Below are 24,526 nucleotides of genomic sequence, written 5' to 3'. Positions count from 1 at the left end.
GATGACGTCCCCGTTACATTGTCGTCTATCCATGGGAGCGCTCCCGAGCCCTGGACCTGCCCCCCACCCTCCGACAGGAGTAACCGTCATGCACCACGTCAGACGCCTCCGGCGGGCGCGGTCCGACCGGCCGTGGCCACGCCGTGTCCTCGCCGCCGGTGCGGCCCTGGTCACCGGGCTCACCCTCGGCGCCGTTTCCGGTCCCGCGTCCGCGGCTGTCCCCGCCACGACCGGCGTGCAGGCCGCCGCGCCCGCCTTCAACTACGCCGAGGCATTGCAGAAGTCCCTTTTCTTCTACGAGGCCCAGCAGTCCGGCCCCAAGCCCTCCTGGAACCGCGTCTCCTGGCGCGGGGACTCCGCGTTGACCGACGGCGCCGATGTCGGGCTCGACCTGACCGGCGGCTGGTTCGACGCCGGCGACCACGTCAAGTTCGGCTTCCCGATGGCGTTCAGCGCCACCATGCTCGCCTGGGGCGCGGTCGAGTACCGGGACGGCTACGTGGCCTCCGGGCAGCTCACGCACCTGCTCAACAACCTGCGCTTCGTCAACGACTACTTCGTCAAGGCGCACCCGTCACCGAACGTCCTCTACGGACAGATCGGCAACGGCGACGCCGACCACAAGTGGTGGGGTCCGGCCGAGGTGATGCCGATGGCGCGTCCCTCGTACAAGATCGATGCGAGCTGTGGCGGTGCGGACCTGGCCGGAGAGACGGCGGCGGCGATGGCCGCGTCGTCCATGGTCTTCCGACCCACCGACGCCGTCTACGCGGACAAGCTGCTCGGCCACGCGAAGCAGCTCTACACGTTCGCCGACACGGTGCGGAAGAGCTACCACGAGTGCATCACCGACGCGACCAACTTCTACCGGTCGTGGAGCGGCTACCAGGACGAGCTGGTCTGGGGTGCGATCTGGCTGTACCGGGCCACCGGCGACGCCAGCTACCTCGCCAAGGCCGAGAGCGGGTACGACCTGCTCGGCAACGAGAACCAGACCACCACCAAGTCCTACAAGTGGACGATCGCCTGGGACAACAAGCAGTACGGCGCGTACGTGCTGCTGGCCCGCCTGACCGGCAAGCAGAAGTACCTGGACGACGCCAACCGGTGGCTCGACTACTGGACCGTCGGCGTGAACGGGCAACGGGTGCCGTATTCGCCGGGCGGCATGGCGGTGCTCGACTCGTGGGGCGCGCTGCGCTACGCGGCGAACACCAGCTTCGTCGCCCTGCTGCACGGTGACCAGCTCACCGACGCCACCCGCAAGGCCCGGTACCAGGACTTCGCGCTGCGGCAGATCAACTACGCGCTCGGCGACAACCCGCGCAACTCCAGCTACGTCATCGGGTTCGGCGCCAACTCGCCGAAGAACCCGCACCACCGCACCGCGCACGGCTCCTGGTGGGACAGCCAGACCGTGCCCGAGGAGACCCGGCATGTGCTCTACGGCGCGCTGGTGGGTGGGCCCTCGTCGGCCAACGACGCGTACAGCGACACCCGGTCGGACTACGTGATGAACGAGGTCGCCACCGACTACAACGCCGGCTTCACCTCCGCGCTCGCCGCGCTGGTGACCAAGCACGGCGGCACACCGCTGGCGAACTTCCCGGTCGCCGAAACCCCGGACCGCGACGAGTTGACCGTTGAGACCACGGTGATGCAGGCCGAGCCGCGGGGCACCGGGCTCAAGGCCATCATCTACAACCGCTCCGCGTACCCGGCCCGCGCCCTGACCGACGCGAAGTTCCGCTACTACTTCCGCGCCGACGGCGCGACGCCCGTCGTGGTCACCCCCGGCTACACCCAGGGCTGCCCGTCGCCGTCCACGGCCCGCCAGGTCTCCGGCGACCTCTGGTACGTCGAGGTCGACTGCACCGGGTACACCATCGCCCCGGCCGGGCAGTCGCAGCACCGGATGGAGGTGCAGTTCAAGGTCGGCGTACCGGAGGGCGGCACCTGGGACCCGACCAACGACCCGTCGTACAGCACCGTCGCCGGGCCCAACCGCAACGTGCCGCTCTACGCCGGTGGTCGGCGGGTCTGGGGCGTCGAGCCCGGCGCGCCCACCCCGGACACCACCGCGCCGACCGCGCCCGGCCGGCCCACCGCGTCGGCGGTCACCGCGACCGGCGCGACCCTGAGCTGGGCGGCGTCGACCGACAACGTCGGCGTCACCGGGTACGACGTCTACCGCGAGGCCGGCGCCACCGACGTCCTCGTCGGCTCGCCCACCGCCGCAACGTTCGCGGTGACCGGGCTGACCGCCTCCACCTCCTACGCGTTCTACGTGGTGGCCAAGGACGCCGCGGGCAACCGCTCCGTCGCGTCCCCACCGGTCTCCGTCACCACCACCGACCCGCCCGCGCCGGACGCCGTCGCGCCGACCGCGCCCGGCCAGCCGACCGCGTCCACGATCACCACGAGCGGGGTGACCCTGAGCTGGGCGGCGTCGACCGACAACGTCGGCGTCACCGGCTACCGGGTCTACCGGGAGAACGGTGCGACGGACCTGCTCGTCGGGTCGCCCACCGGCACCACGCTCGCGGTGACCGGGCTGACCGCGGCCACCGCGTACACCTTCTACGTCGTGGCCGTCGACGCGGCCGGCAACACCTCCCCGGCGTCCGCGTCGGTCACCGTGACCACGTCGGCGCCGCCCGCCGCCGGTGCCTGCACAGTGGCGTACGCGACAAACGACTGGGACAGCGGGTTCACCGCGAACATCACGATCAGCAACACCGGGACGACCGCGATCAACGGCTGGAGCCTCGGCTTCACCTTCCCGCACACCGGGCAGAAGGTCAGCCAGGGCTGGTCGGCGACGTTCACCCAGACCGGTACGGCGGTCACCGCGACGAGCCTGTCCTACAACGGTGCGCTGGCACCGGGGGCGTCGACCGGCATCGGCTTCAACGGCACCCACACGGGCAGCAACCCGAAGCCGACCAGCTTCACCCTCAACGGCGTCGCCTGCACCGCCTGATTCGTGTCGAGATCTTGGACAGTTACCGTTCCGCACGAGCGGTAACTGTCCAAGATTCAGGTATGAGGTCGCCAGCCGACGGCGGTGTGAGCTCGCCGCGGTTCCCCGGACAGGGTCGCTTTCTGAAGGGCCGCGCGCGTCGTCCGCCCGACCACGGACGGGTACAGGTTCGAGCACCACCTAGACACGACTTCACGACCCGAAACGCGCCCGCAGACGTGCAGGCACACGCCCTGAGCTGGGCGGATTTGCTTTGCACGCTAGTCCACGAGATTGCAGTTGCTCTACAGTCGCCCGCAACGCCATCAACAACCAAGTGTGAAGGCGTCTAAACACAGGGGGATTGAAACGATGGTGCCTTCTAACCCGCAGGTACCACGGCCGAAGGACGGACCGCGATCTGGCGAGCAGCCGCCGCTGAGCGACACCTCCGCGCCGGGCTTGGCAGCCCCACCATGGATCGTGTTGGGTGCCGGCTCGGCTGCCACGGTGGGCTCGTTCCTCCCTTGGGCCAGCGTCAGCGGGCCGTTCATGGGCACGATCAGCGCGTCGGGTGTGGACGGAACCGCCGATGGCTGGATCATTGCAGCACTTGGCCTCGTCCTGGCCGGATCTGGAACTCTGATCCTGCGCGGGCAACGTATGCCAACCGCCGTGCGGATCGTCGCTGTGCTCGCCGCTCTGGCACTGCTTGGTCTCGGGTTGGGGGAGCTTGCCGACCTCTCGTCGGCCGAGGAAAGCATGCGGCACGATCTGGCCAGCGCCTCAGAAGTTGACGTGTTCGGCATCGGCGAGTCGATGATTGGGGCCGTCCAGGTAAGGGTCGGAACCGGGCTGTGGCTCATTAACCTGGCCGGACTGGTGGGCTCGATGGTCACCATCTTGATGCTCTGGACTGGTCGCCCCAAGAAGCAGCCGACGGGCACCTGACGAGGATCCAAGCGTGCTGCGGTTGCCAGGAGCCTGTCGGAGAGGAGAGCGCGTCGGTACAAACTTCACAACTCCCGGACTCACACGTCGGCGAGCCGCGCGGGGCTTACCCGGGAAAGACGGGCAGCGTCCTGGCCCGGCGGCATGCCGAACAACCGCCGGTATTCGCGGCTGAACTGCGACGCGCTCTCGTAACCGACGGCGAATCCGACGGCCGCCACGTCGCCGGGTGCGGCGAGCAGTCGGGCCCTCGCCTCCTGGAGCCGGACGAGTTTCTGGAATTGGATCGGCGTCATCGTGGTGACGGCGCGGAAGTGGCGGTGGAACGAGGTCCGGCTCATTCCGGCGACGCGCGCCGCGTCCTCGACGCGGAACAGGTCGGCGTGGTGCTCCTGTATCCACCGGATGGCTCGCTCGATGTGCACAACGTTGCTGTCGCCGAGCCCTACCTGCCGTACCGTGCCGCCCTGCTCGCCGGTCAGCAGCCGCCAGACGACCTCGCGTTCCATGGCTGCCCAGAACACTCGCTGGTCGTCCGGGCGGTCGAGCAGCCGTAGCAGCCGTACTACTGCGTCGAGCAGGTCGTCGCCGGCTGTGCTGACCGCGATGCCGGGCGCCGGGCCGCCGGGGGCCTGCGGCGGCGCGTCCAGCACCAACTCGGCGATCAGGGGCGGCCGCAGAGCGAGGCCCAGGACGAGGTACGGCTCCCCGGGCGAGGCCTCGCTGACGTGGGCAATGACGGGCAACTGCATCGACGCGACGATGAACTGCCCAGCGCTGTACGAGAACAGGCGTGTCCCCAGCGTCGCACGCTTCGCACCCTGGGCGACCAACGCGAACACCGCCGTCGAACGGGCCGGCATGGGCTCGGTGGGTGAGTCGGAGCGGTGGAGGACCAGGCCGGGCGGTGTGGGGCGACCGGCGTGACGCAGCACCAGGTCGCGGATCTCCGGCAGTGCGCTCACATGGGCAATGGTGCCACTTTGGCAGGATCAGGCAACGCGATGGCGGTATCGATCTACTCGGTGCGAGGCCTACGGGTGTGGACTCGAGGCATGGCACTCGACAATTTCGTCACACTGGGCCGCTCTGGCCTGCGTATCAGCCCGTACACGCTCGGCGCGATGACCTTCGGTGAGGACCACGGCTGGGGTGCCTCGGTCGCGGAGTCCGAGGCGATGATCAGCGAGTACGTGGAACGCGGCGGCAACTCCATTGACACGGCCAACATCTACACCAATGGCCACTCCGAGAAGATCATCGGCGATTACCTGGCCGCCCGCCCCGGCCTGCGTGACCGGATCGTGCTCGGCTCGAAGTTCTTCGGCAACCTGTTCCCCGGTGACCCGAATGGCGGCGGCGCCGGACGCAAGGCCGTCATCGCCCAGGCCGAGGAGTCCCTGCGCCGTTTGGGCACCGACTACCTGGACCTGTACTGGATGCACAACTGGGACCGCGGGGTCCCGATCGAGGAGACCCTGCGCGCCCTCGACGACCTGATCACGGCCGGCAAGATCCGGTACGTCGGGCTTTCCGACCTGCCCGCGTGGAAGGCGGCCGAGGCGCAGGTCGTCGCGCACTTCCGCGGCTGGACGCAGGCGATCGGTCTGCAGATCGAGTATTCGCTGCTGGAGCGCACGGGTGAAGGCGACCTCATGCCGATGGCGGCCGAGCACGGTCTCGGCGTGCTGCCGTGGAGCCCGTTGAAGAGCGGCTGGCTCTCCGGGAAGTTCGCGCGGGGCACCGCGAACGTCGACACCCTCCGTGGCGCCCTCGTCGGCGCGCCCGCAGAGCGTGACTGGCAGGTGATCGACGTGCTGCACGAGGTCGCGGCCGAGGCCGGGGTCACACCGGCAGCAGCGGCGCTGGCCTGGGTCGGCGCCCGCCCCGGCGTGTCGTCGGTGCTGATCGGGGCGCGGCGCCTCGACCAGCTGAAGGCTAACCTGGACGCGGTCGACGTCCGGTTGTCGGATGAGCAGACGGCCCGTCTGGACCAGGTGTCGACGCCGGCGCTCAACTTCCCTGCCGACAACAACCGAATTCTGGCGCCCACACTGGCGTTCGCGGGCGCGACGGTCGACGGCCGGACGACAAGTACGTCACCCCTGCTCGCCTCCAGCGCGGTCAGGTACTAAGCATTCCGGGCAGTGCCGCGGGGAAGGACTCCGCAGGAGGAGCGCAGTTGACTGGTGAGCTGCTGGCGATTCCATGCGGCGTCCTGCTGTTCTCTGACCAGCACGGCGATGGCTTGCACCAGCTCGGAGTCGCGCGGCAGCGGCCGGCGGGCGTCGGCATCGACCCGCAGAATGTGGCCAGCGTCATGGCGTCGGCATGGTCGGACTCGGAGCGGGCGACAGTGTGGCGTTCGCGGTAGCGGGCCACCGCAAAGGGATTGATCGCGTAGACCTTGTGGCGTGTCGCGCGTAGGCACGTGACCGGCAGGCCACGCTGCGTCTCGATCGCCACTGGGATGCGACCGGCCGCCATGCCAGTGCAGAAGGCGAGCAGCCAGGTGAGCAGCGCGTACCCGATGACAGCGGTGGTGTGTCCGGATCCCAGTTTGTCGCTCGGACTCGCCGAAGGAAGCCGACGACACGGTTCGGGCCGTCATCCGCTGGTCGGCAGCGCAGACGATCGAGCCACCGCATGCCGATCGGGGATGGATAAAGACTTCATATAAAGCTGCTATGCTTCCGCCATGGGCCGTCAAGACTCCGCTCGTCGCGCCTCCACCGCAATCGGGTCAGCCCTCTACGGGCTGGCTACCAGGGCCGTGAGGCGTCTTCCACGTGACATGAGCCTCACGTCCGCTGCCACCCTGGCCACTCTGGATAGGACCGGCCCACGACGAATCACCGATTTGGCCGCGATCGAGGGCGTCACCCAGCCTGCGATGACTGTCCTGGTTCGGGTGATGGAGGAGTCCGGGTTGGTCGAGCGGCGAGGCGACCCGTCCGATAAGCGGGTCACGCTGGCCAGTCTGACCGAGGCCGGCGCGTCCTACGTCCGGGCGCGGCGCCGGGCGGGTGTCCAAGCGTATGCGGGGTTGATCGACAAGCTCACCGACGAGGAGGTCGAGACCTTGGTGGCAGCGCTTCCGGCACTGCAACATCTGGCCGAGCTCGACAGCGAGGATCGAGAACGGTCGAAGCAATGACGAGACGGTCACCCGGCGACCGGGACCGGCCGATGAGCACTGCCCCGGAGCGTCCTCAGGCGCGGCTGCTGGTCCCCGCGCTGATGTTCATCGCGCTGGTCGTGGCGGCAGTCGCCAGCCTTGGGACACCGCTGATCACCAGCGTGGCGACCTCGTTCCACGTCGCACTCGATAGTGCACAGTGGACGTTGACCATCGCACTGCTCAGTGGCGCCGTCGCTACGCCCGTGCTGGGTCGGCTCGGAGCCGGTTCCCACCGACGGGCCACGATTCTTGCCACGCTGGGGGTGGTCGTCGCCGGCAGTGCGCTCACCGTGTTGCCCCTACCGTTCGCGTGGCTGGTTGTCGGTAGGGCAGGCCAGGGCGTCGGGCTCGGTCTGACAGCGCTGATGATGGGCGTAGCCCGGGACCATCTTCCCGAGGAGCGCAGCGCGGCCTCGATCGCCCTGATCTCGGTGATCTCGATCGTCGGGGCCGGCGTCGGTTACCCACTCGCCGCGCTGCTCACCGAGGTCGGCGGGGTGCGGGCCGCCTACGGCCTCGGTCTGCTCGTCGCCGTACTCGCCTTCCTGACCGCTTGGCGCTCCATACCCGTAGCTCCTGAAGGCCGCTCGGCCCGGGTGGACGTAGCGGGCGCGCTCGTCCTGACGGCTGGACTGCTCCTCGTCCTGCTGCTTGCAAGTCAGACGAGTTTGTGGGGCCATCACCGTGCCGTGGCGGTGCTCCTTGCCATCGTCGCCGTGCTCCTGTTGTGCGTCTGGGTAGCCTCCGAGCTGCGTAGTAAGACACCGCTGGTTGATGTCCGGGCGATGCGGCACCCGGCCATCGCCGGGGCGAACATCGCCATGTTCGTCGCCGGGATCGGCATGTACCTCCTTCTGACGCTCATCACCCGGTACGCGCAGACGCCGCACAGCGCCGGCTACGGCTTCGGGCTGACCACCTTCGTCGCCGGGCTTGTGCTTGTCCCGTTCTCGGTGCTGGGGTTCGTCGCCGGCAACCTCACGCCTCGGGTTCGCCGACGGATCGACGCCCCCTTGCTCTTGGCCGGCAGCGCCGTCGTCGTCGGTGGCGGGTTCGTCTTCTTCGCTGCGGCACGGTCGAACCTGGCCGAACTGTTCGTAGCGATGGGCGTACTGGGCTACGGTGTCGGCAGCTTCTCGGCCGCCATGCCCGGCGTCATCCTGGCCGTCACGCCTAAGAGCGAGACGTCGAGTGCCATGAGCTTCAACTACGTCGTGCGTAGCGTCGGGTACTCCCTGGGCAGCGCCATCGGCGGCCTGGTCCTGGCCGCCGGTACCGACACCGGCGATCTCTTCCCGAACGACGGCGCCTACACGACGGCAGCGCTGGTCGGCATCGCCGCGATGGCGATCACGACCATGAGCGCCCTGGCTCTCGCCCGCCAACGCTCAACCAAGACACACCCGACCGCGGCCCCCGACCGCGCCCAACCAGCGCCGGTGGACGCGATGACCGGCCGGCAGGCCCCATCCGATGGAACCTGAAGCTAGGAACGCCCCCATGCAAGCCAACCGACGCGTGCCCTGAGTCACGCCAAACTATTTCCGCCCTTCCCAACACTGGAGGTTCCGTGCCCAAGGGCTACTGGGTCAGTGCCTACCGCACCATTTCAGACCCCGAGAAGCTGGCTGCCTACAACAAACTGGCCCGCCTGGCCGTCCAAGCCGCGGGTGGGCGAGTGCTGGCCCGTGACGGTCGGGTCGTCGCACACGATGAGGGAATCGCCGAGCGCACCATCCTGATCGAGTTCGACAGCTTTCAACAGGCCCTCGCGGCCCGCGAGAGCGAGGCCTACCAGGCGGCGCTGATCGCCCTCTCGGACGGCGTCGAACGCGACTTCCGCATCATCGAAGGCACCGACTGATCGGGGTCGGGAAACGGAGTCGGCGACCCTGCCCGGTGCCCAGCTCCGACTGCACGATGCCGAGCCCCAAGATCGATGGTTCAAGTGTCCAAGATCAGGGGGCAACTCTCCGTGGTCAACCAGGGCAACCCAGGTTTGGCACCCGACAGGCCAAGGCCTGGCCAGCCACGCTCGGGCGAACCTGAGCGTGGCTGGCCAGGCTACCTGCGGCTAGGCCCCGGGCAGCGCCCGCACGACGGTCAGCGTCACATCGCCGTCCTGGTAGGACACCCTGAGCAGGTGGCGGCCCGCGTTCAGGACCCGCCGTTCCGGCAGGGAATGGAAGTTGCCCTTGATCGAGTCGCCGCTCATGATCGTCAGTACCGTGCCCGGAGTCAGGCGCGCGCGAATGTCCAGGTCGAGTTCGCCGCCCAGCACCAGGTCACCGGCAGCCCGCACGCTCGTGTAGTCGTGGTCGCCGGCGATGGTGATGGCGAGGCGACCCGCTCGGCTGACGGTCACGTCGCCGCCGACGTTCAGGACGTTGCCGGGCGCGACGTCGGTGAAGGTGAGGGACGCCGCGGACGCCGCTTCACCGGACGACAGACCAGGCTCCAGCACGCCACTGTCGACGTCGATGCTGCCTGCCACGAAACCGCTGCCGCCGAGCGTGCCGCCCTTGACCTCGATCGAGCTTGCGTGCGAGCCGGTGATCGAAAGCTTGCCGCCTTCAACCCTCGTGCCGCCCTCGTAGGTGTCGTGGCCCGTCATGACCAGCGTCCCGGAGCCTTGCTTGGTCAGCGAAGCCGTGTAGAGGTGGTTGTCGATCTTGTGCTGAATGTAGGCCGCGCGGGCATCCATCCATTCCTTGCGCCACTCGACGGCGTCCTTATAGGTGATCTTGTCGTACAACTCGGGATGGCCGTCAGTAAGAGCTTGGATGTAAGGATCGGCCAGAATGCCCTGAAGCATGAAGGCCTGTTCGTCAAGCGTGCCGTCCGGCTTCAGCACGTTGGGGCTGAATTCACCGGCAAAGGCGATGCCATGCTCCTTGTAGCCGGCCAGCCATTGCCGATCTTCCTTTTCTCTTTCCTTGATCGCGATCTGGCTGATGTCGTTCGACCAGACGTCCAGAGGCGCTTTGTCCATGTTGTAGGTCATGGGGCTCAGGAGCTGGCCGGGGCCGTACATGCCCTTGGCCAGATCGGGAATCCCCCAGCCCCAGCGTTCGTCCGGAAGACCGTCGGGAGCGGTCCAGGCGATGGATGCCCCGGAGGGGGAGGTTTGCCCGGTGCCGAGGAATCTCACGCCGTCCGACATCTTGTTGTTCGCCGTGGTGAACATCAGCTCACGCACCTGTTTGGCGTCCATGTTCGGATAGCGGGAGAGCAGGACCCCCATCACCCCTGTCGCAACGGGCGTCGCCGGCGAGGTGCCGCTTGAGTTTGAATAGTTGGTGTCGCCAGCGCTGCTCGTGGTCCGAACGCTGTTTGAAGGGGTCGACACGGTCCACCATTTGGCGAGCCCGGCCTCGTTGAACCCGAACTGCTTTGTGTATTCAGGATTGGTCGCGGTGGGCGGTTGCACCCCGCCGACGGCTACGAACTGATTTTCCGCCCAGGGATTGAAGAGGGGATACGACGGGCGGAAAAACGGGTTGCTCCAGTCGTTGTTGCCGGCCGACCTTACGTTGACGGTGCCGCTGTCTTTAATGGCGTCCCAGATGGCGTCCATGAAGGAACGTCCGGGGTACTTCGGATTGTATTGTTCGCCGCCTTCTGAATAGCAAATCTTGAAGAAGAAGTACTGGTACTCCAGATCCTTCAGGTACTCGTTGGGGAGAATAGTCGCCATTGCCGTGGCACTGGCGCTGTCCTTGCCTGCCACCTGGTAAGCGTTGGCGAGGTTGCCGTTGACTCCCAGATCATTGCCGCGTCCGTCAAAGCGCGCTCTGTCAAGAGTCTGGACATAAGAGCCCCAACTGCTGTTGATGACCTGGGCGCCCGCGTCGACCAGGGCCTTATTGGCTGTGTGCCAGTACACGTAATCGTGGAAGGGACCGTGGGACTGGGTATCCGAACCGCCGGTCTTGGCAACATAGATCTTCGCCCCAAAGGCGATGCCGTGTTGTTCTTTGCCATCGCGGATGCCGGAGGTAACCCCGAGCATCCCGGTCCCGTGGCTGTAGTCGGTTGTTCGCGCCTGATCACCGGCCACAGTGAACGGCTGGCCCGCGGTAAACGGGTTTCCCGGGGTTGCTGCGTTTCGATACCCGAAGCCGGACGTGCCGTAGACACCCTCCGCTCTCACCGGAACGATCAGCCCGGTCTGAAATGCTTCGTGTGTAGTCCGGTAGCCCGAATCCATCATGCCCAGCTCGACGCCTTGCCCGAAGTAGCCCAGGGCGTAGGCGGTGGAGGCGTTTACCGCGACGAGCTGCCATGGGGAATCGACGGCTGTGCCGGGATTAGCGGGATTATGCCCGGTATAGTAACCATATTCCGGCGTTTCCCAACTGGCTTTGGCGGCTTCAAAGTCCGCTGGACGCGTGGCGACAAAGCCGGGGTCTCCCGGGTACGTCGGCACGCCGTCAGGCGTCAATGTCGGACCGGTCTTGGACGATGCCGAGGCGAACCCGGCCGGCAGGAACGCAATGCCTGCTCCGGCGGCAACAGCGCCTCCCACTCGCCGCAGGAACTGTCGCCGACTCGTGTACCCCATGCTCATTCCGGTTCCTTCCCGAGGGGTCGATATCTTTAACGCCGTCACACGAGGGAGATCGACCGCACCTGGGTGTTGCCCTTGGTTTCGACATACACCCGGTAATCGCCGACCTGGTAAGTGCCAGCAGCGTTGTTGTTGATGGTGAACGTGGCCGTCACAGGAGTCTCGCTACCGTCCACATGGGTCTGCTTCACCGTGATGGTCAACTCGTTCGTGTTGCCCGTCAGCTTCTGCACAACAGCCGACGGGTTCGCACCGACGACCGCGTTGGCGACTGTCACGTAGACGGCGTCGGGTGAGGAGAACTCCGCGTTCTTCTGCCCGTCACCGAACTGGAAGAAGCCCCGCTGTTCGATGGCACCGCGCCCGGGAAACGGATCCGGGTTCGAGGCCAGGTACGTCGGATTGACCGTGTAGAGGTCCGTCTTGGAATCCGCGAGGACGGGCTGAACCCCGGTGTACGGCGCATCGGTGATCGCGAGGTTCACCGACAGATAGATGGCGTCGGGGTTGTTGGCCGAGATCCGCGAGGAGAAATACTTGTCCGCACTCTGCCCGGCGGGAACTGCCAGCGGCACAACCTGGTCGCCGACGCGAATGTTGAACTGGAAGTCGCCGTAGCCGCCGGCGCGGAACTTCGCCCAGGCCGCGTCCGACATGTAGCCGGGGCGCTCCACCTTGAACTCAAGACGCATCGGTGCCACGTACGTGCTGTTCAGGTACTCGGTGTCGGTCAGGGGCAGGTACACCCCGCCCGGAGCGTGCCCCAGCGCGAAGGCCGCTGCCGTCGGGGCCGAGTTTCCGCGCACGTTCCACATGGGCACGTTGAACGAGGTGGCGGCGAGCAGGGCCTGGCCGCCCAACTGGCGCTTGTCGACGGCGGCCGTCGCGTCCTTGAAGGTTCCGATCGTGACGTCGAGCAGGTCCAGGTCGGCCCGGTCGGCGTTCAACCCGGGCATGTTCGCCCACATGAACTTGGCACCGGCGGGCCCCGAGTACCGGGCCATCTCCGCCATGCCATCGGCCATGATCTTGGTCATCTGGACTGCCGAGTCGACCTTCATCCGCTCGTTGGCGGTGTGCCACCAGCGCTCGTTACCCGGGATGACGGCACCGAAGGCGGTCATCTTGTTGCGGAAGCTGCTGGCCAGGGTGCCACCGGTCGTGCCCTGCGGATAGGTCACGTCCATGAGGGAAGCCGGATCCGCGAACTCCTTCGGATTGCCGTTGATCGAGGCCTTGTAGCTCCCGAACTGAAGAGCCGTGAGCGGGTTGTCGTGGTCGACGTACAACCCGGCGCCGATCGGCGCGCCGAGGTCGCCGATGGTGAACCCCTTCGCCTGGAACGCGGCCGTGACCGCCGCGGTCGCCTGGCTGGAGTCAGCCGCGTTGACGTGCATGCTGCGCACGAACATCGGCAGGCTGAGGCTGCCCGAGGCGTCGGTGTAGAAGGGCGTCGGGGTCTCCGAGTTGATGCCGCCCATGAGGGCGAAGGTCAGGTTCGGCGTGCCGTTGCTCGGGTTGCGCAACAGGTTCGCCGGGATGCCCATGTACTTGCCGATATAGGCCTCGCCTTCGACACCGTCGCGGAAGAACAGGTCGGCGATGCCGTCAGCGGCCTTCTTCAATTGCATGTCGGCGGCCGTGATCCCCAAGGTGCCGAGGCCCTGGGAGAGCAGGAACATTCCCCACACGACGGCGTTCTTGCCGTATTGCGGGGTCGGCATCTCCATCGCCACATCGGTGTTGATCTCCAGCGTGAGCGAGTCGCCAGTGATCGTGGTCTGCACCTTGGGCGTGGTGTGGGGAGCGGCCGGGAGCCAGCCCTTCGTCTTCGCAGCACCGGTGATCGCCGACACGAACCGCTCACGCTGGGCGGCGCTGGCCCCCGCCACATCGAGGGTGAAGATGGCCCGCGAGGCGATCTGCGTGGTGCTGCCGTACGCGATGTCCTTGAGGGTCGGGTCGCATTCGCGCAGGGTGACGCCGGCTGTGGCGCCCGTCAGCCGGAAAGCCTTGGCGCTGTCCGCGGACAAGCTCATCGTCACTGACGGGGTCACCGCACCGGAGTTGCCGACGATGACCGGGAACCGCGAGTCCGAGGTGTAGGCCGCGATCGGGATCTCTTCCCGGTTGAGATTCTTGTAAGCCCAGTTGTCGTAGAAGGTCGGGTTCGAGTTGTACGGGATGGACTGGAAGGTGGCGGTGTTCGTCGTCGAAGGCGTGCCGGGACCGCCGTCTTCGTAGATCCCCATGACGATGCGGATGCGTCGGTCGAGGGGCAACCCCGCCTCGAGCAGCGCCTTGGCCGCGAGCAGCGTCGCCAGCGTCGGGCCGCTGTCGTCCTGCATGCCCGCGCCGTAGACCCAGCCGTCCTGGACATAGGGGGAGTGGTAGGCACCAGGAGTGCCGAGGTTGCCGTCGGCGTCCCTCCAGCGCGCAAGCTGGGCCGGCGAAACAGAGGCCGTCGGCGAGTCGAGGTGGCTCAACGCCATGACCATCTCCGGGGCGTCCGGGTCACCGATCTCCGCGTAGACGTACTTGTCAGGTTGGCGTTGGACGACCACCGGGAACCCCAGGTCGGTGGCCAGCTTGACCACCCAGGCGAGCTTAGCGACCTTGCGGTCGTACTCGTTCTGATTGGCTTCGGTGTTGCTGACCGGGAAGGGGTACGCCGTCGCGGCCGTGCCGCCCCGGGAGATGGAGTCATAGCTCGACCCGTCCAGCATCGCCCCGATCAGACTGAGCGGGTCGTAGCTGCCGTCCCCCGCCCGCGCGCTGTTGACGCGTCCAGCCAACGCCTCGACTTCCGCGTGAATCGCGTCGCGCTCGGCGTCGGTCACCGACAGGTCGTAGGTGACACTCGGCTGGAAGCGCTCCTTGCCGGAGCTGGTCGCGGACGCGTTAGCCGGCACACCCATGGACAGGAGCAATGACATGGCAAGTGTCAGAGCAAGAGGCTTCTTCCGCATCTCCGCGATCTCCCTGAATGGTCAGACCCAAAAACATCGGATCATCTTCGTTGTACGCGAGTAACGATCCCTGCCAGCGCTGCCGACATCGATACGCTGGGTCTGTCCATCGTGGACGGCGACGTCAGCGCGCTACGAAATGGACACCTCCACCCAACTCCAGACGAGGCCGCTTGGTTGGCCTCTGATGCTAATGATCATCGGCGGTTCTGTATCCCAGAGTTATCTCGCCGTTACCTCTGCTCACACCGGGTGGTCACGGACGGGATGCCGTCGGCCAGGTTGTGGAAAGCTCGACGCTGGACAGGAAGGCCGAAGCGGTGGCGCGCGAGACTGTCCGGGCAGCTCAGCCGGTCATCTCTCCACATGTGCCGTCCCGGAGTGGCCGCGCCAGCGTCAACACACCGCTCCAGACGTCGCGGCCACGCGTTGTAGCCGCCGTCGACCGATCCGGCAAGGCCGGGTAGTCGAGCGCGGCACGGCCCTCGATGTGCACTGTCATGTTGTCCTTTCGCTGTCATCAGCTCGTCTCCTGCTTCAGCAGGACAGAAGCCCTACCGTTGGGAGCGACAAGAGGGCAGGCAGCGTCACACCTGCGCACGACAGGGCGGCTACGAGGCCCGCGGTGAAGCCTGCACAGGTTCGACCCCACCCCGCCGCGTCGAAACGCGCCTGCGTGCGCATCGAGACAAGCCCCGATCGGGTACGCCGCGTTATCGGGCCGCCTTGGACGCCGGAGCCGATCCCGGGTTCGTCATGGCATGGATCGCCGAGGCCACTGCGGAACGAGATAAGGCCCTCGCAACGTCCGAACAGGAAGCGTCTACCCCTGCGCCTCCCGTCCCCGCCACCGGGGCGAAAGCGTCAACTGGCTATGGGAGGGCGTTGCCGGCCGCGCGATAGATCATGTACCACAGCTCCCTGGTTAGTTCGATTTCGGCTGCGGCTGCCAAGGCCGTGACGCGGTCCGGATTGGTTGAGCCCACGATCGCCTGCATCCGCGCGGGATGCCGCAGGATCCACGCGACCGCGACCGTCCCTGGCGCGACGCCGAAGCCGGCGGCCGTCTCGGCGAGTGTCCGGTCGAGCTCGGGGAACTTGCCAGAGTCGAGGAGCGAGCCTTCGATCTGGCCGTATTGGAGGACCGACCAGGCTTGGATCGTGGTCTCGTGGAGCCGGCAGTGGTCGAGGATCCCCCGTCCCGGTCGTGTGCGCCGGGGGTGGTCATGTTCACGTTGATTCCGGAGTCGATCATGCCGGTGTGCGCGACGCTCAACTGGAGCTGGTTGGCGAGGAGAGGTTGGCGCACATGCCTGCGCAGCAACTCGAGCTGGGCAGGGTTCTGGTTACTGACGCCAAAGCCGCGCACCTTGCCGGCGGCGTGCAGCTCGTCGAACGCGGCCGCGACCTCGTCCGGCTCGACCAGCGCGTCAGGGCGGTGCAGCAGTAGCAGGTCCAGATAGTCTGTGCGCAGGCGAGCCAGTGAGCCGTCGACGGACGCCAGGATGTGCTTCTTCGAGAAGTCGAAGAAGCCGTCGCGGATGCCGCACTTGGTCTGCAGGAGCAGGTCTTCCCGCTTCGCTGGCAGCGCCTGCAGTGCCTCGCCGAAGACCTCCTCGCAGCGGCCGCCTCCGTAGATGTCGGCGTGGTCGAAGAGGTTGATGCCCGCGTCGATGGCTGCGCCGAGGAGCCTACAGAGGTCGGATCTCTCGAGTTGCGCGATGCGCATGCAGCCCAGCGCGACCGTTGAGCCGAGCAGTTCGGAGCCGCCGATGTTCACGTACTTCATGACGATGTCCTCAATGGTCCGAAGTGGAGCACCGCACGGCGCGAGGGCACGCCGTGCGGTGCTCGACTGCCCTGTTAGTGCAGACGTCCCGCGGTCCAGCGGATGCCGCGATGAAGCATCGTTCGGAACGACGGGTTACGCCAGGTGGTGTCGTCGTGGCCCGACTGATAGCAGAACACGCGGCTGTCCCGATAGGTGCGTGTCCAGGCGATAGCACGCAAGCTCCGCGGATGGTCGGTGGTGAGGAGAACCTCGTTGTCCTCTGCCGGTTCGGCCATCGCGTAGGACTCGTCCACGACGGTGAAGTCGTCGAGTCCTCGGGTGATCGGGTGCTGGTTGTCGGCGACCCGGCACCGGAGCTCCTGTTCGCCGTGATAGGTGAAACGCCGATCCTTCGTGCCCGACACCGCGTCCCAGAACGGCCAGGTCTCGTAACTCAGGATCGCGTGGTGCAACAGCACGATTCCCTGGCCGGTGTTGCCGAACCGGCCTTCCAGGTAACGTCGGCGCGGGTCATCCTCCGGCGGTGCAGGAAAGCTCATGTTGTAGAACACGAGCGCGTCGTAACTGTCGCGGCTCACGTCCTGCGCGAAGATGTCCCACGCCTGCGGGTACGCGTCGATGTCGTCGTACGCCCGGAAGAGCTCCTGGAAGTTGACCACGTCGAATGGGTGCCATTCGGTGATGAGCGCGACCTTCAGCTTGTCGGTCATTGGCGATGCCTCCTCTTAGCCGAAGTGGGCGTCGCGCAGGTCATGCATGTATTTCAGGGTCGCCTGTGTCTCGTAGTGGTAGTTGATCGGGTCCTCGCCGGTCGAGCTCAGCCAGGGCGCGGCCACCGACACGGTGCTGCGGTAGCCGATGTCGTCGAGGACGTTGAAAAGGTCGTGGTAGGCCTCGGTACGCGGGGCGACGTTTGTCTGTGAGTGGCCGTTGCCCTCGCCGGCCATCTGCACATGGATGCAGTAGCCCGGGTCCTCGCGGATGATGTCGAACGGTTCGTCGAGCTTGATGAAGTAGTTGAGGTCGACCATCATTTTTATCGACCGGCGGTTGACCATCTTGGCGAACGCCAACCCCTCGCGATAGCTCGGGAACAGAGTGTGGGGATCGGCGTTGGGCTCCAGCGCGATCTTGACGCCCCAGCGTTCGCCCTCGTCGGCGAGGATGTTGCAGAAGCTGACCGCGTCGTCCCACGCCTTGGTCTGGGAATAGCCGTCTGGGCAACGGAAGAATCCGCCCCACACACCGGCGACCTTGACGCCGATCTCATTCATTCGACGGAACGAGCGGGCGGCCCAGAAGAGCTGCTGTTCGCGGTCGTACGAGGGACCGGAGGCGAAGGAGCCAAAGCCGTGCAGCGGGTCCGTCCCGCTGACGTAGTGGCTTGCGACTGGGGTCGGCACGCCGCGGGTGCGGTAGCGGTCGCGGTTGGTGGCCCACTCGGACTCGCTGTGCATCGGAAGGATGTGCACAGAGTTGGGGATCTCGTAGAAGTCCCAGCCTTCGGCGATCTCTTCGAGAGGGACCACGTCGGTGACAAGGCCGAGCTTGATCGTGTCAGTCATGGTGGCGAATCTCTTCCCGGTCGCTGCGGACCGATTGATGCGGTGGCAGACGTGTGCCCACAGACGGCATCGGCGTGGGCGTAACAGACGGCAGGGGAAGCGACTGCCGACCGTGGCGGGCGGGAGACCGGCCTCGCTCACGGCTTCCTGACATAACCACAACAGCGGAGGGCCCGGCAAGGGGGGTCGACGAAAGCCGAAGACCCCCCTTGCTGGCCGTCAGCAAGTGTGGTTACCTCCTTGTCACATCGTTTCGGGCTCGTCAACAGGAGGTGCCGGACAGGGTCGTACCAGGACTTATCTCAGCTTCGAGCTTCACCGAAGCGCCGGACCGTTGCGTTGGGCCGACTGGCCGCGCAAGGGGGATAAGGCTCCGCCGACGGCGCGCGACACTCGGCCACTGTTGCCGGTTGGTCTAACGCGCGAACTGCCGTCACTACGACTCTCCGGATTCCGTGGCACGCCACCCGAACGCTCGCGATCGGTCTGATCGCCTTCACGCGGCACGGGTTCGCGTACATCGTGATTTGAACGCATCCGCGACGTGCCTCGCATCGCGGCGGATGACGCCCGCCGAGGGAAGCCGGTGGGCGCCTCTCCTGCGTTCCCGCCACGCTCTGCTTCGTCTACTAGGTTTTCTGGCGGAGAGGAACCCTAGAAATGAAACGACGTGCCGTCCTACGTACAGTGTCGGTCTTTGCCGCGGCTTCGGTGAGCATCGGTCTCACCGCCTGCGGAAGCGATGCTCAGCAGCAGGGTTCGGCAGACAAGGCCGACCTCATCATGTCGATCTGGGGAAGCACCAACGACACCAAGACCTACCAGGAGCGCGCGGACGCCTACACGGCCACGCATCCAGGTGTGCAGGTGACCGTCAAGAACATCCCCATCGAAAACTACGACCAGCAGGTCGACACGATGATCGCCGGCGGAAGCTCGCCCGACATCATCCTGGTCGATGGCACACGGGGACCGGCGCTCGCCCAGCGGGGCGCGATCGTCGACCTCACACCCCGGATTCAGTCTGCCGGCCTCACTCTCGAAGACACCGTGGATGCCAACCGGGTCAACGGATACAACCTCAAGGGCAAGCAGTTCGCGCTGCCGGATCGCGGCGGCAACCTGGTCTTCTACTACAACAAGACGATGTTCGAGAAGGCCAACGTCCCGTTGCCGAAGGCCGGCTGGACCTGGGACGAGTTCACCGAAGCGGCCAAGAAGCTGACGATCGTCGAGGGCGGCAAGACCACCCAGTACGGGGTCGCCATCGACAACTGGCCGCAGGCGGTGGAGTCGGTGGCCCGGTCGTTCGGCGGCACCATGCTCAACGAAGGGCTCGACCAGCCCGCGATTGACTCTCCACAGTTCCACACCGGCCTGCAGACCTACTATGACTTGGCCGCGAAGCTGAAGGTCTCGCCGACGCTGCAGGACTACGCGGACTTCGGCCAGAACGTGAACCGCGACGCGCTGTTCGCGCAGGGCAAGACCGCGATGATCTGGGCCGGCCTATGGGATATTCCCGATTTCGTCAAGCAAGGCCTCAGCTTCGGCATCGCCCCTCCGCCGTCCGTCGATCCGGCGAACCCCACGATGATGGCCTTTGGCACCGGCATCGCGGTCGGTTCCCGGTCCAAGCAGCAGGACGCCGCGTGGGAGGTCGTCAAATACATGTTCTCGGTCGACGGCCAGAAGCCCATCGTCGCCAACCAGCAGGACGTGCCGAGCGCGAAGGCCCTGATCCCGGAGTGGGAGAAGGCGCTGCCGGAAGGCGTCTCCTACGCTGAGCTGGCGAAGGCCAGTAACCAGGTGTTCTCCGCGCAGCGGGGGCCGTCGGCCAGCCAGATCGGCAAGCAGGTCGAACAGGACCTCTACCCGTTCTTCACGGGAAGCGCCTCGGTCGACGAGGCGACCGCCAACGCTGCCGCACACATCAAGGCCGCTCTGGCCGGTAGCTGAAGGCGGTCGACCGGTGGGAATCATGACACGGAGCAGGCGGTCGCCGACGCGACGCGCGATGTCGGGCAGGACGCGGGAAACGATCGCCTTCTACCTGTTCATGCTCCCCTGGATCGTAGGGATCCTCGCCCTCTACGTAGTGCCGCTGGGGGCCAGCGTGGTGCTCAGTTTCACCAACTGGGACCTGTTCTCGTCACCGCAGTGGGTGGGGTTGCGCAACTACAGCAGCTTGCTCGCCGGTGAGGGCAGCAACTTCTGGCTGGCGTTGCGCAACACCGCCTACTACGCGGCGATCCTGGTGCCGGTCAACCTCGCGTTGAGCGTGGCGTTCGCGCTGCTCCTCAACCAACCGATCGTCCTGCGGCGGTGGTTCCGCACCGCGTTCTACCTGCCGAGCACGATCCCGATTGTCGCGGTCGTGATGCTGTGGAGCTGGCTGCTGGCACCGTCCGGCATCGTCAATTCACTGCTGTCCGTCGTCGGGGTCGACGGGCCCGCGTGGCTCGTCGACCCTGACCGGGTCAAGGACGGTCTGATCATCATGGGTGTGTGGCAGCTCGGCGGTGGAGTCGTGCTGTTCCTCGCGGCGTTGCAAGGAATTCCGCGCTACCTCTACGAAGCGACGATGCTCGACGGAGCGGGGGCATGGCGACGGTTCCGATCGATCACCGTGCCGATGCTGTCGCCGATCATCCTGTTCAACCTGATCAACGGGATCATCGGCGCCTTACAGGTCTTCACCCAGGTGTACGTCGTGACCCAGGGCCACAACGCGGGTGCGCTGATGATGGTCCCGTTCCTCTACGAGAACGCGTTCGAGTTCAACAAGATGGGCTACGCGTCGGCGATCGCCGTCTTGCTGTTCTTAATGATCATGGCACTCACGGTGGTCGTCTTGCGGTGGTCCAGACGCTGGGTCTACTACGAAGGCGAGGTGAGCTGATGGCCAGCCCGTCGAAGGCACTGCCGGCCGCGCGGCCGCCCGACATGCCGGGCCCCGCCGGCGGCACGTCGAGGCGGCGTCTTGGCCCACGCCTGTCGCAACGGATCCCGGTGTACCCGGTGCTGCTGTTCGGCACCGCTCTGATGGTGCTGCCGCTGCTCTGGATGGTCAGCACCTCGCTGGCCAGCACGAAATACGTCACGACGTTCCCGCCGAAGCTGTTCCCGGACACGTTCGAGTTCGCGAACTACGCGCGCATCTTCTCCGATACCGACCTCGGCCGCTACTTGTTCAACTCGGTCGTCATCGTGATCCCGTCGATGATCGGCCAGGTCGTCGCGTCGTCGTTCGCCGGCTACGCGCTGGCCCGGCTGCGCGCGCCGGGCCGGCGGATCTGGTTCGTGGTCACTCTGGCGACGCTGATGATCCCATACGAGGCGACGATCGTGCCGACGTTCGTGACGTTCCAGTACCTCGGCTGGATCAACACGTTCTGGCCGCTGATCGTTCCGCAGCTGTTCGGCAGCGGCTACAGCATCTTCCTGATGCGGCAGTTCATCATGCAGATCCCCACCGAGTACGACGAGGCGGCGCGGCTCGACGGGTTGGGATACTTCGGCATCTGGCGGCGGATCATCGTGCCGCTTTCAGTGCCGGCGCTCGCGACCGTTGCGATCTTCACGTTCACCTTCCAGTGGGGCAATTTCCTCGGTCCGCTGATCTACATCAACGATCCCGACAAATACCCGCTGGCATTGGGGTTGTACGCGATGACGCAGACCAGCAACGTGGGTCAGACACCGGACTGGAACCTCATCATGGCCGGCGGCATGCTGCTGACCATTCCGATGGTGATGGTCTACTTCTTCGGACAGCGCTTCCTGTACGAGGGCGGCAACGCGCTGGGTCAGATCCGGGTATGAAACTGACCGACGAATTTCCTTCGCCTCATCGGCGCTACCGTCAGCACGGAGCTAACGGATAGGCCGTGCGGGAGACGGGCAAACTGCAACCGCTGTCTGTGGCGGGTCACCAGCCAACGCGGGAAGGTAAGCGCGATGTCCAAATGACAGCGCGTCTTCAAGTTCAAGTGTCGGAGGGGGATGCCAGCCCCAGGTTTCCGCGCGGGCGCGCACTCTAAGTGCGTATGGCCGCTGTTAGCCCACCAGCCAAGGCGCATCGGCTCGGGTGGGGCCATCCGGAGGCGGCAGGTCGGCGACCGTTGTCACGTTCGCCTCCCACGCAGGGTGATTGGCGAGGGTCGATCGATCTCGGTCGAATGACTGATTGCCGCAGCGGCGGCTGTGACCTGAACCGATCGACCCGCGCGCAGTAGTCCACCTGGAACGCCGACGGCACGCCGAACTTCGGCATCCCGGCCCGGCTGGGCGTCACCCTCACGGCGCCGTCCGGCGAGTGAACGCTAGGCCGCCGGTCCGCGGGCGGCGGCGAACCCGGACGGCGGCCCGACCGACGCGGTCCAGCCGCCGTCGGCCACCAGGCAGGCCCCGTTGACGTAGCTCGCCGCGTCGGAGAGCAGGAACAGCACCGGTCCCACCATCTCCACGGGCTCGGCCCGCCGTCCCAACGGCGTCCGCCGTTCGATCGCGTCCAGGTCCAGCACGCCGCGGTGGATGGCGAGGTCGGTCATCGGGGTGCGGACGAAGCCCGGCGCGACCGCATTGACCCGCACGCCGCTAGCGCCCCACTCGGCGGCGAGCGTGCGGGTGAGCCCGACGACGCCGTGTTTGGAGACCGTGTACGCGGTGCGCCCGGCGAACCCGCCGAGGCTGGTCAGCGACCCGATGTGCACGATGCTTCCGTGTCCGGCCGCGAGCATGGCCCGGCCCGCGGCACGGGAGACCCGGAAGGCTCCGACGAGGTTGACGTCCAGGACGTGGCTGAACTCCTCGTCCGTCAGGTCCTCCGACGGCCCGAAGCGGGCGATGCCGGCGGCGTTGACGACGCCGTCGAGGCGGCCCCGCCGGTCGAGCACCGACGTGACGACCCGGGCCACGGACGCCGAGTCGCAGACGTCCGCCGTCGCGACGTCCAGCACCAGACCGGACTCGGCGGCGGCGCGCGCGGTCTCGTTCAGCACCTCGCGACGGCGTCCGCTGATGGTGACCTCCGCGCCGGCGCGGGCGGCGGCGAGCGCGACCGCCCGACCGATGCCCGTGCCACCGCCGGTGACGAGCAGCGACGAACCGGACAGACCAAGGATGTCGGGCGCCTGGGGTACGGCCATGGCGTCGCCTCCGCCTTCGAGCAGATTGTTGACTGTAGACTTATGACCATGTGACCATGGCCGTCAAGAGGGGCCGTGGCAGCGGTCGCGAGCTCCTCGGACGTCGCCACGGAGGGCAGTGCCGTTGCGAATCACCGCGTTCGAGACCATCCGGCTGGACCGACATCCGAGTCTGCTCTTCCTCCAGATAGAAACCGACGTTGGGTTGGTCGGCCTCGGTGAGACCTGTGTCGGCGTCGAGGCGGTCGAGGCGTACCTGCACGAGACGGCCGCGCCGATCGCGCTCGGACGCGACGCTCGGGACGTCGCCGGGATGTGGAGCGCGTTGCACGCCGACTTCATAGGCTTCTCGGGTTCGTCGGTCGCCGTCCGGGCGGCCTCCGCGGTCGACCTGGCGCTCTGGGACCTGCTGGGCCAGGCGGCTGGGCTGCCGGTCTACCGCCTGCTCGGTGGGCGGGTCCGGGAACGCGTGCGGGCCTACAACACCTGTGCCGGTCCTTCGTACGGGAGTTCGTCCAGCAATGTCCGCCGAGCTCGGTGGGGCCTTGGCGACGAGCGGCCGACCGGTGAGTTCGAGGACCTCGCGGCGTCCCTGGAGCGGCCGGAGGAACTGGTCGCGAGCCTGCTGGACAACGGCGTCACCGCGATGAAGATCTGGCCTTTCGACGAGGCCGCGCAGCGCTCGGGCGGGCTGTGGATCGACCGCGCCGACCTGGCCGAAGGCGTGCGGATCGTCGAGCGGACCAGGGCCGCGGCCGGCGACGCGATGGACATCATGCTGGAGATGCACTCGCTGTGGTCAGCGCCGGCCGCCACTGCCATCGCCAGGGCGGTCTGCGACTTCGACCTGTTCTGGATCGAGGACCCGATCCGGGTCGACAGTCTCGACGCGCTCGTGCGCTTCGCCGACAGCACCGACATCCCACTGACCGTCGGCGAGACGTCGGGTACCCGTTGGGACCTGCATCGGTTGCTGGCGACCGGCGCGGTGTCGTACCTGATGTTCGACGTGGGCTGGGTCGGCGGGATCTCCGAGGCCGTCCGGGCCGCGACCCTCGCCGCCGCATACGGCGTCCCGGTGGCGCCGCACGACTGCACCGGCCCGGTGGTCCTGACCGCGGGCACCCATCTCGGCGTCAACCTCGCCAACGCCGTCCTCCAGGAGACGGTGCGCGCCTTCTACCACGGGTGGTACGGCGACCTCGTCACGGAATTGCCGGCCCTCGAGCAGGGCTGGATCCGGCCGCCCGAGGGACCCGGGCTGGGGCTGGCGCTGCGGCCGGAGGTCCGGCAACGCTCCGACGTGCACACCCGCCGAAGCGCGCCCTGAGCACGGCGCGCCGGTCGGCGGCGGGAACGGTGCAATGTCTGCTGCAGACGGTTAAC

Annotated in this window: 17 protein-coding genes and 2 pseudogenes; 10 read left to right on the top strand and 9 right to left on the bottom strand. The window is 66.7% G+C overall.

Annotated features, from left to right (window positions below; all coding sequences use genetic code 11):
* Positions 1-88: 88 nt before the first annotated feature.
* Entirely contained in the window at positions 89-2,983 is a 2,895-nt protein-coding gene (locus AB0J74_RS36870) for a glycoside hydrolase family 9 protein (protein ID WP_363457272.1), read from the top strand.
* Positions 2,984-3,472: 489 nt separating this feature from the next.
* On the top strand, positions 3,473-3,913 hold the full coding sequence (locus tag AB0J74_RS36865; protein ID WP_363457270.1) for a hypothetical protein: 441 nt from the start codon (positions 3,473-3,475) through the stop codon (positions 3,911-3,913).
* Between the two features lie 80 nt (positions 3,914-3,993).
* Here the strand turns inward: AB0J74_RS36865 and AB0J74_RS36860 are convergent, their stop codons facing one another.
* Complete coding sequence (locus tag AB0J74_RS36860) at positions 3,994-4,776, bottom strand: AraC family transcriptional regulator (protein WP_363457267.1); 783 nt, start codon at positions 4,774-4,776, stop codon at positions 3,994-3,996.
* A gap of 24 nt (positions 4,777-4,800) precedes the next feature.
* On the opposite strand from AB0J74_RS36860, the gene AB0J74_RS36855 reads away from it, so the two are divergent.
* Positions 4,801-6,048: an aldo/keto reductase gene (locus AB0J74_RS36855; RefSeq protein ID WP_363457264.1), complete on the top strand. Its 1,248-nt coding sequence runs from the start codon at positions 4,801-4,803 to the stop codon at positions 6,046-6,048.
* 38 nt (positions 6,049-6,086) lie between these two features.
* Here the strand turns inward: AB0J74_RS36855 and AB0J74_RS36850 are convergent.
* Positions 6,087-6,397: pseudogene (locus tag AB0J74_RS36850) on the bottom strand (transposase); the annotation flags it as partial.
* A 310-nt stretch (positions 6,398-6,707) separates the two neighbouring features.
* Here AB0J74_RS36850 and AB0J74_RS36845 point away from each other — a divergent pair.
* The 3 genes from AB0J74_RS36845 to AB0J74_RS36835 all read left to right on the top strand — a co-directional run bounded on the left by AB0J74_RS36845 (position 6,708) and on the right by AB0J74_RS36835 (position 8,958).
* Positions 6,708-7,070 carry a MarR family transcriptional regulator gene (locus tag AB0J74_RS36845; RefSeq protein ID WP_363457261.1) on the top strand — a complete coding sequence of 121 codons (363 nt, stop codon included), beginning with the start codon at positions 6,708-6,710 and terminating at the stop codon, positions 7,068-7,070.
* A gap of 32 nt (positions 7,071-7,102) precedes the next feature.
* Positions 7,103-8,578, top strand: coding sequence for an MFS transporter (locus AB0J74_RS36840; protein WP_363457259.1), 1,476 nt, complete (start codon positions 7,103-7,105; stop codon positions 8,576-8,578).
* 86 nt (positions 8,579-8,664) lie between these two features.
* Positions 8,665-8,958: a DUF1330 domain-containing protein gene (locus tag AB0J74_RS36835; RefSeq protein WP_363457256.1), complete on the top strand. Its 294-nt coding sequence runs from the start codon at positions 8,665-8,667 to the stop codon at positions 8,956-8,958.
* Positions 8,959-9,168: 210 nt separating this feature from the next.
* On the opposite strand, the gene AB0J74_RS36830 is transcribed toward AB0J74_RS36835, so the two are convergent.
* The 6 genes and pseudogenes from AB0J74_RS36830 to AB0J74_RS36805 all read right to left on the bottom strand — a co-directional run bounded on the left by AB0J74_RS36830 (position 9,169) and on the right by AB0J74_RS36805 (position 17,990).
* Positions 9,169-11,664, bottom strand: coding sequence for a S8 family serine peptidase (locus AB0J74_RS36830; RefSeq protein ID WP_363457254.1), 2,496 nt, complete (start codon positions 11,662-11,664; stop codon positions 9,169-9,171).
* A gap of 38 nt (positions 11,665-11,702) precedes the next feature.
* Positions 11,703-14,633, bottom strand: coding sequence for a M20/M25/M40 family metallo-hydrolase (locus tag AB0J74_RS36825; protein WP_363457251.1), 2,931 nt, complete (start codon positions 14,631-14,633; stop codon positions 11,703-11,705).
* Between the two features lie 872 nt (positions 14,634-15,505).
* Positions 15,506-15,793 (bottom strand): aldo/keto reductase, encoded by a 288-nt coding sequence (locus AB0J74_RS36820; protein ID WP_363457297.1) that lies wholly within the window; start codon positions 15,791-15,793, stop codon positions 15,506-15,508.
* A 164-nt stretch (positions 15,794-15,957) separates the two neighbouring features.
* Positions 15,958-16,362 (bottom strand): annotated as a pseudogene (locus AB0J74_RS36815) (aldo/keto reductase); the annotation flags it as partial.
* 134 nt (positions 16,363-16,496) lie between these two features.
* Positions 16,497-17,135, bottom strand: coding sequence for a ThuA domain-containing protein (locus tag AB0J74_RS36810; RefSeq protein WP_363457248.1), 639 nt, complete (start codon positions 17,133-17,135; stop codon positions 16,497-16,499).
* A gap of 15 nt (positions 17,136-17,150) precedes the next feature.
* Positions 17,151-17,990, bottom strand: a complete 840-nt coding sequence (locus tag AB0J74_RS36805; RefSeq protein WP_363457245.1) for a TIM barrel protein — start codon at positions 17,988-17,990, stop codon at positions 17,151-17,153.
* 711 nt (positions 17,991-18,701) lie between these two features.
* On the opposite strand from AB0J74_RS36805, the gene AB0J74_RS36800 reads away from it, so the two are divergent.
* From AB0J74_RS36800 to AB0J74_RS36790, 3 genes are read left to right on the top strand one after another with little or no spacing between them, the layout of a single operon-like run.
* Positions 18,702-19,949: a sugar ABC transporter substrate-binding protein gene (locus tag AB0J74_RS36800; protein WP_363457242.1), complete on the top strand. Its 1,248-nt coding sequence runs from the start codon at positions 18,702-18,704 to the stop codon at positions 19,947-19,949.
* 22 nt (positions 19,950-19,971) lie between these two features.
* A complete protein-coding gene (locus AB0J74_RS36795; protein ID WP_363457239.1) occupies positions 19,972-20,892 on the top strand; it encodes a sugar ABC transporter permease in 921 nt (306 codons plus the stop codon).
* A complete protein-coding gene (locus AB0J74_RS36790) occupies positions 20,892-21,815 on the top strand; it encodes a carbohydrate ABC transporter permease (RefSeq protein WP_363457236.1) in 924 nt (307 codons plus the stop codon). The genes AB0J74_RS36795 and AB0J74_RS36790 overlap by 1 nt, the downstream gene beginning before the upstream one ends.
* A 500-nt stretch (positions 21,816-22,315) precedes the next feature.
* Here AB0J74_RS36790 and AB0J74_RS36785 read toward each other — a convergent pair whose 3' ends face one another.
* The gene (locus tag AB0J74_RS36785; RefSeq protein WP_363457234.1) at positions 22,316-23,140 is read right to left on the bottom strand and encodes an SDR family oxidoreductase; all 825 of its coding nucleotides are present in this window, start codon (positions 23,138-23,140) and stop codon (positions 22,316-22,318) included.
* A gap of 118 nt (positions 23,141-23,258) precedes the next feature.
* On the opposite strand from AB0J74_RS36785, the gene AB0J74_RS36780 reads away from it, so the two are divergent.
* Positions 23,259-24,470 carry a mandelate racemase/muconate lactonizing enzyme family protein gene (locus AB0J74_RS36780; protein ID WP_363457231.1) on the top strand — a complete coding sequence of 404 codons (1,212 nt, stop codon included), beginning with the start codon at positions 23,259-23,261 and terminating at the stop codon, positions 24,468-24,470.
* Positions 24,471-24,526: the final 56 nt, after the last annotated feature.

Source organism: Asanoa sp. NPDC049573, from assembly GCF_040676615.1.
In the GTDB taxonomy this organism is placed as follows: domain Bacteria; phylum Actinomycetota; class Actinomycetes; order Mycobacteriales; family Micromonosporaceae; genus Asanoa.
Note: the sequence above shows the minus strand (reverse complement) of the source record. Positions and strands in the feature narration are given on the sequence as shown.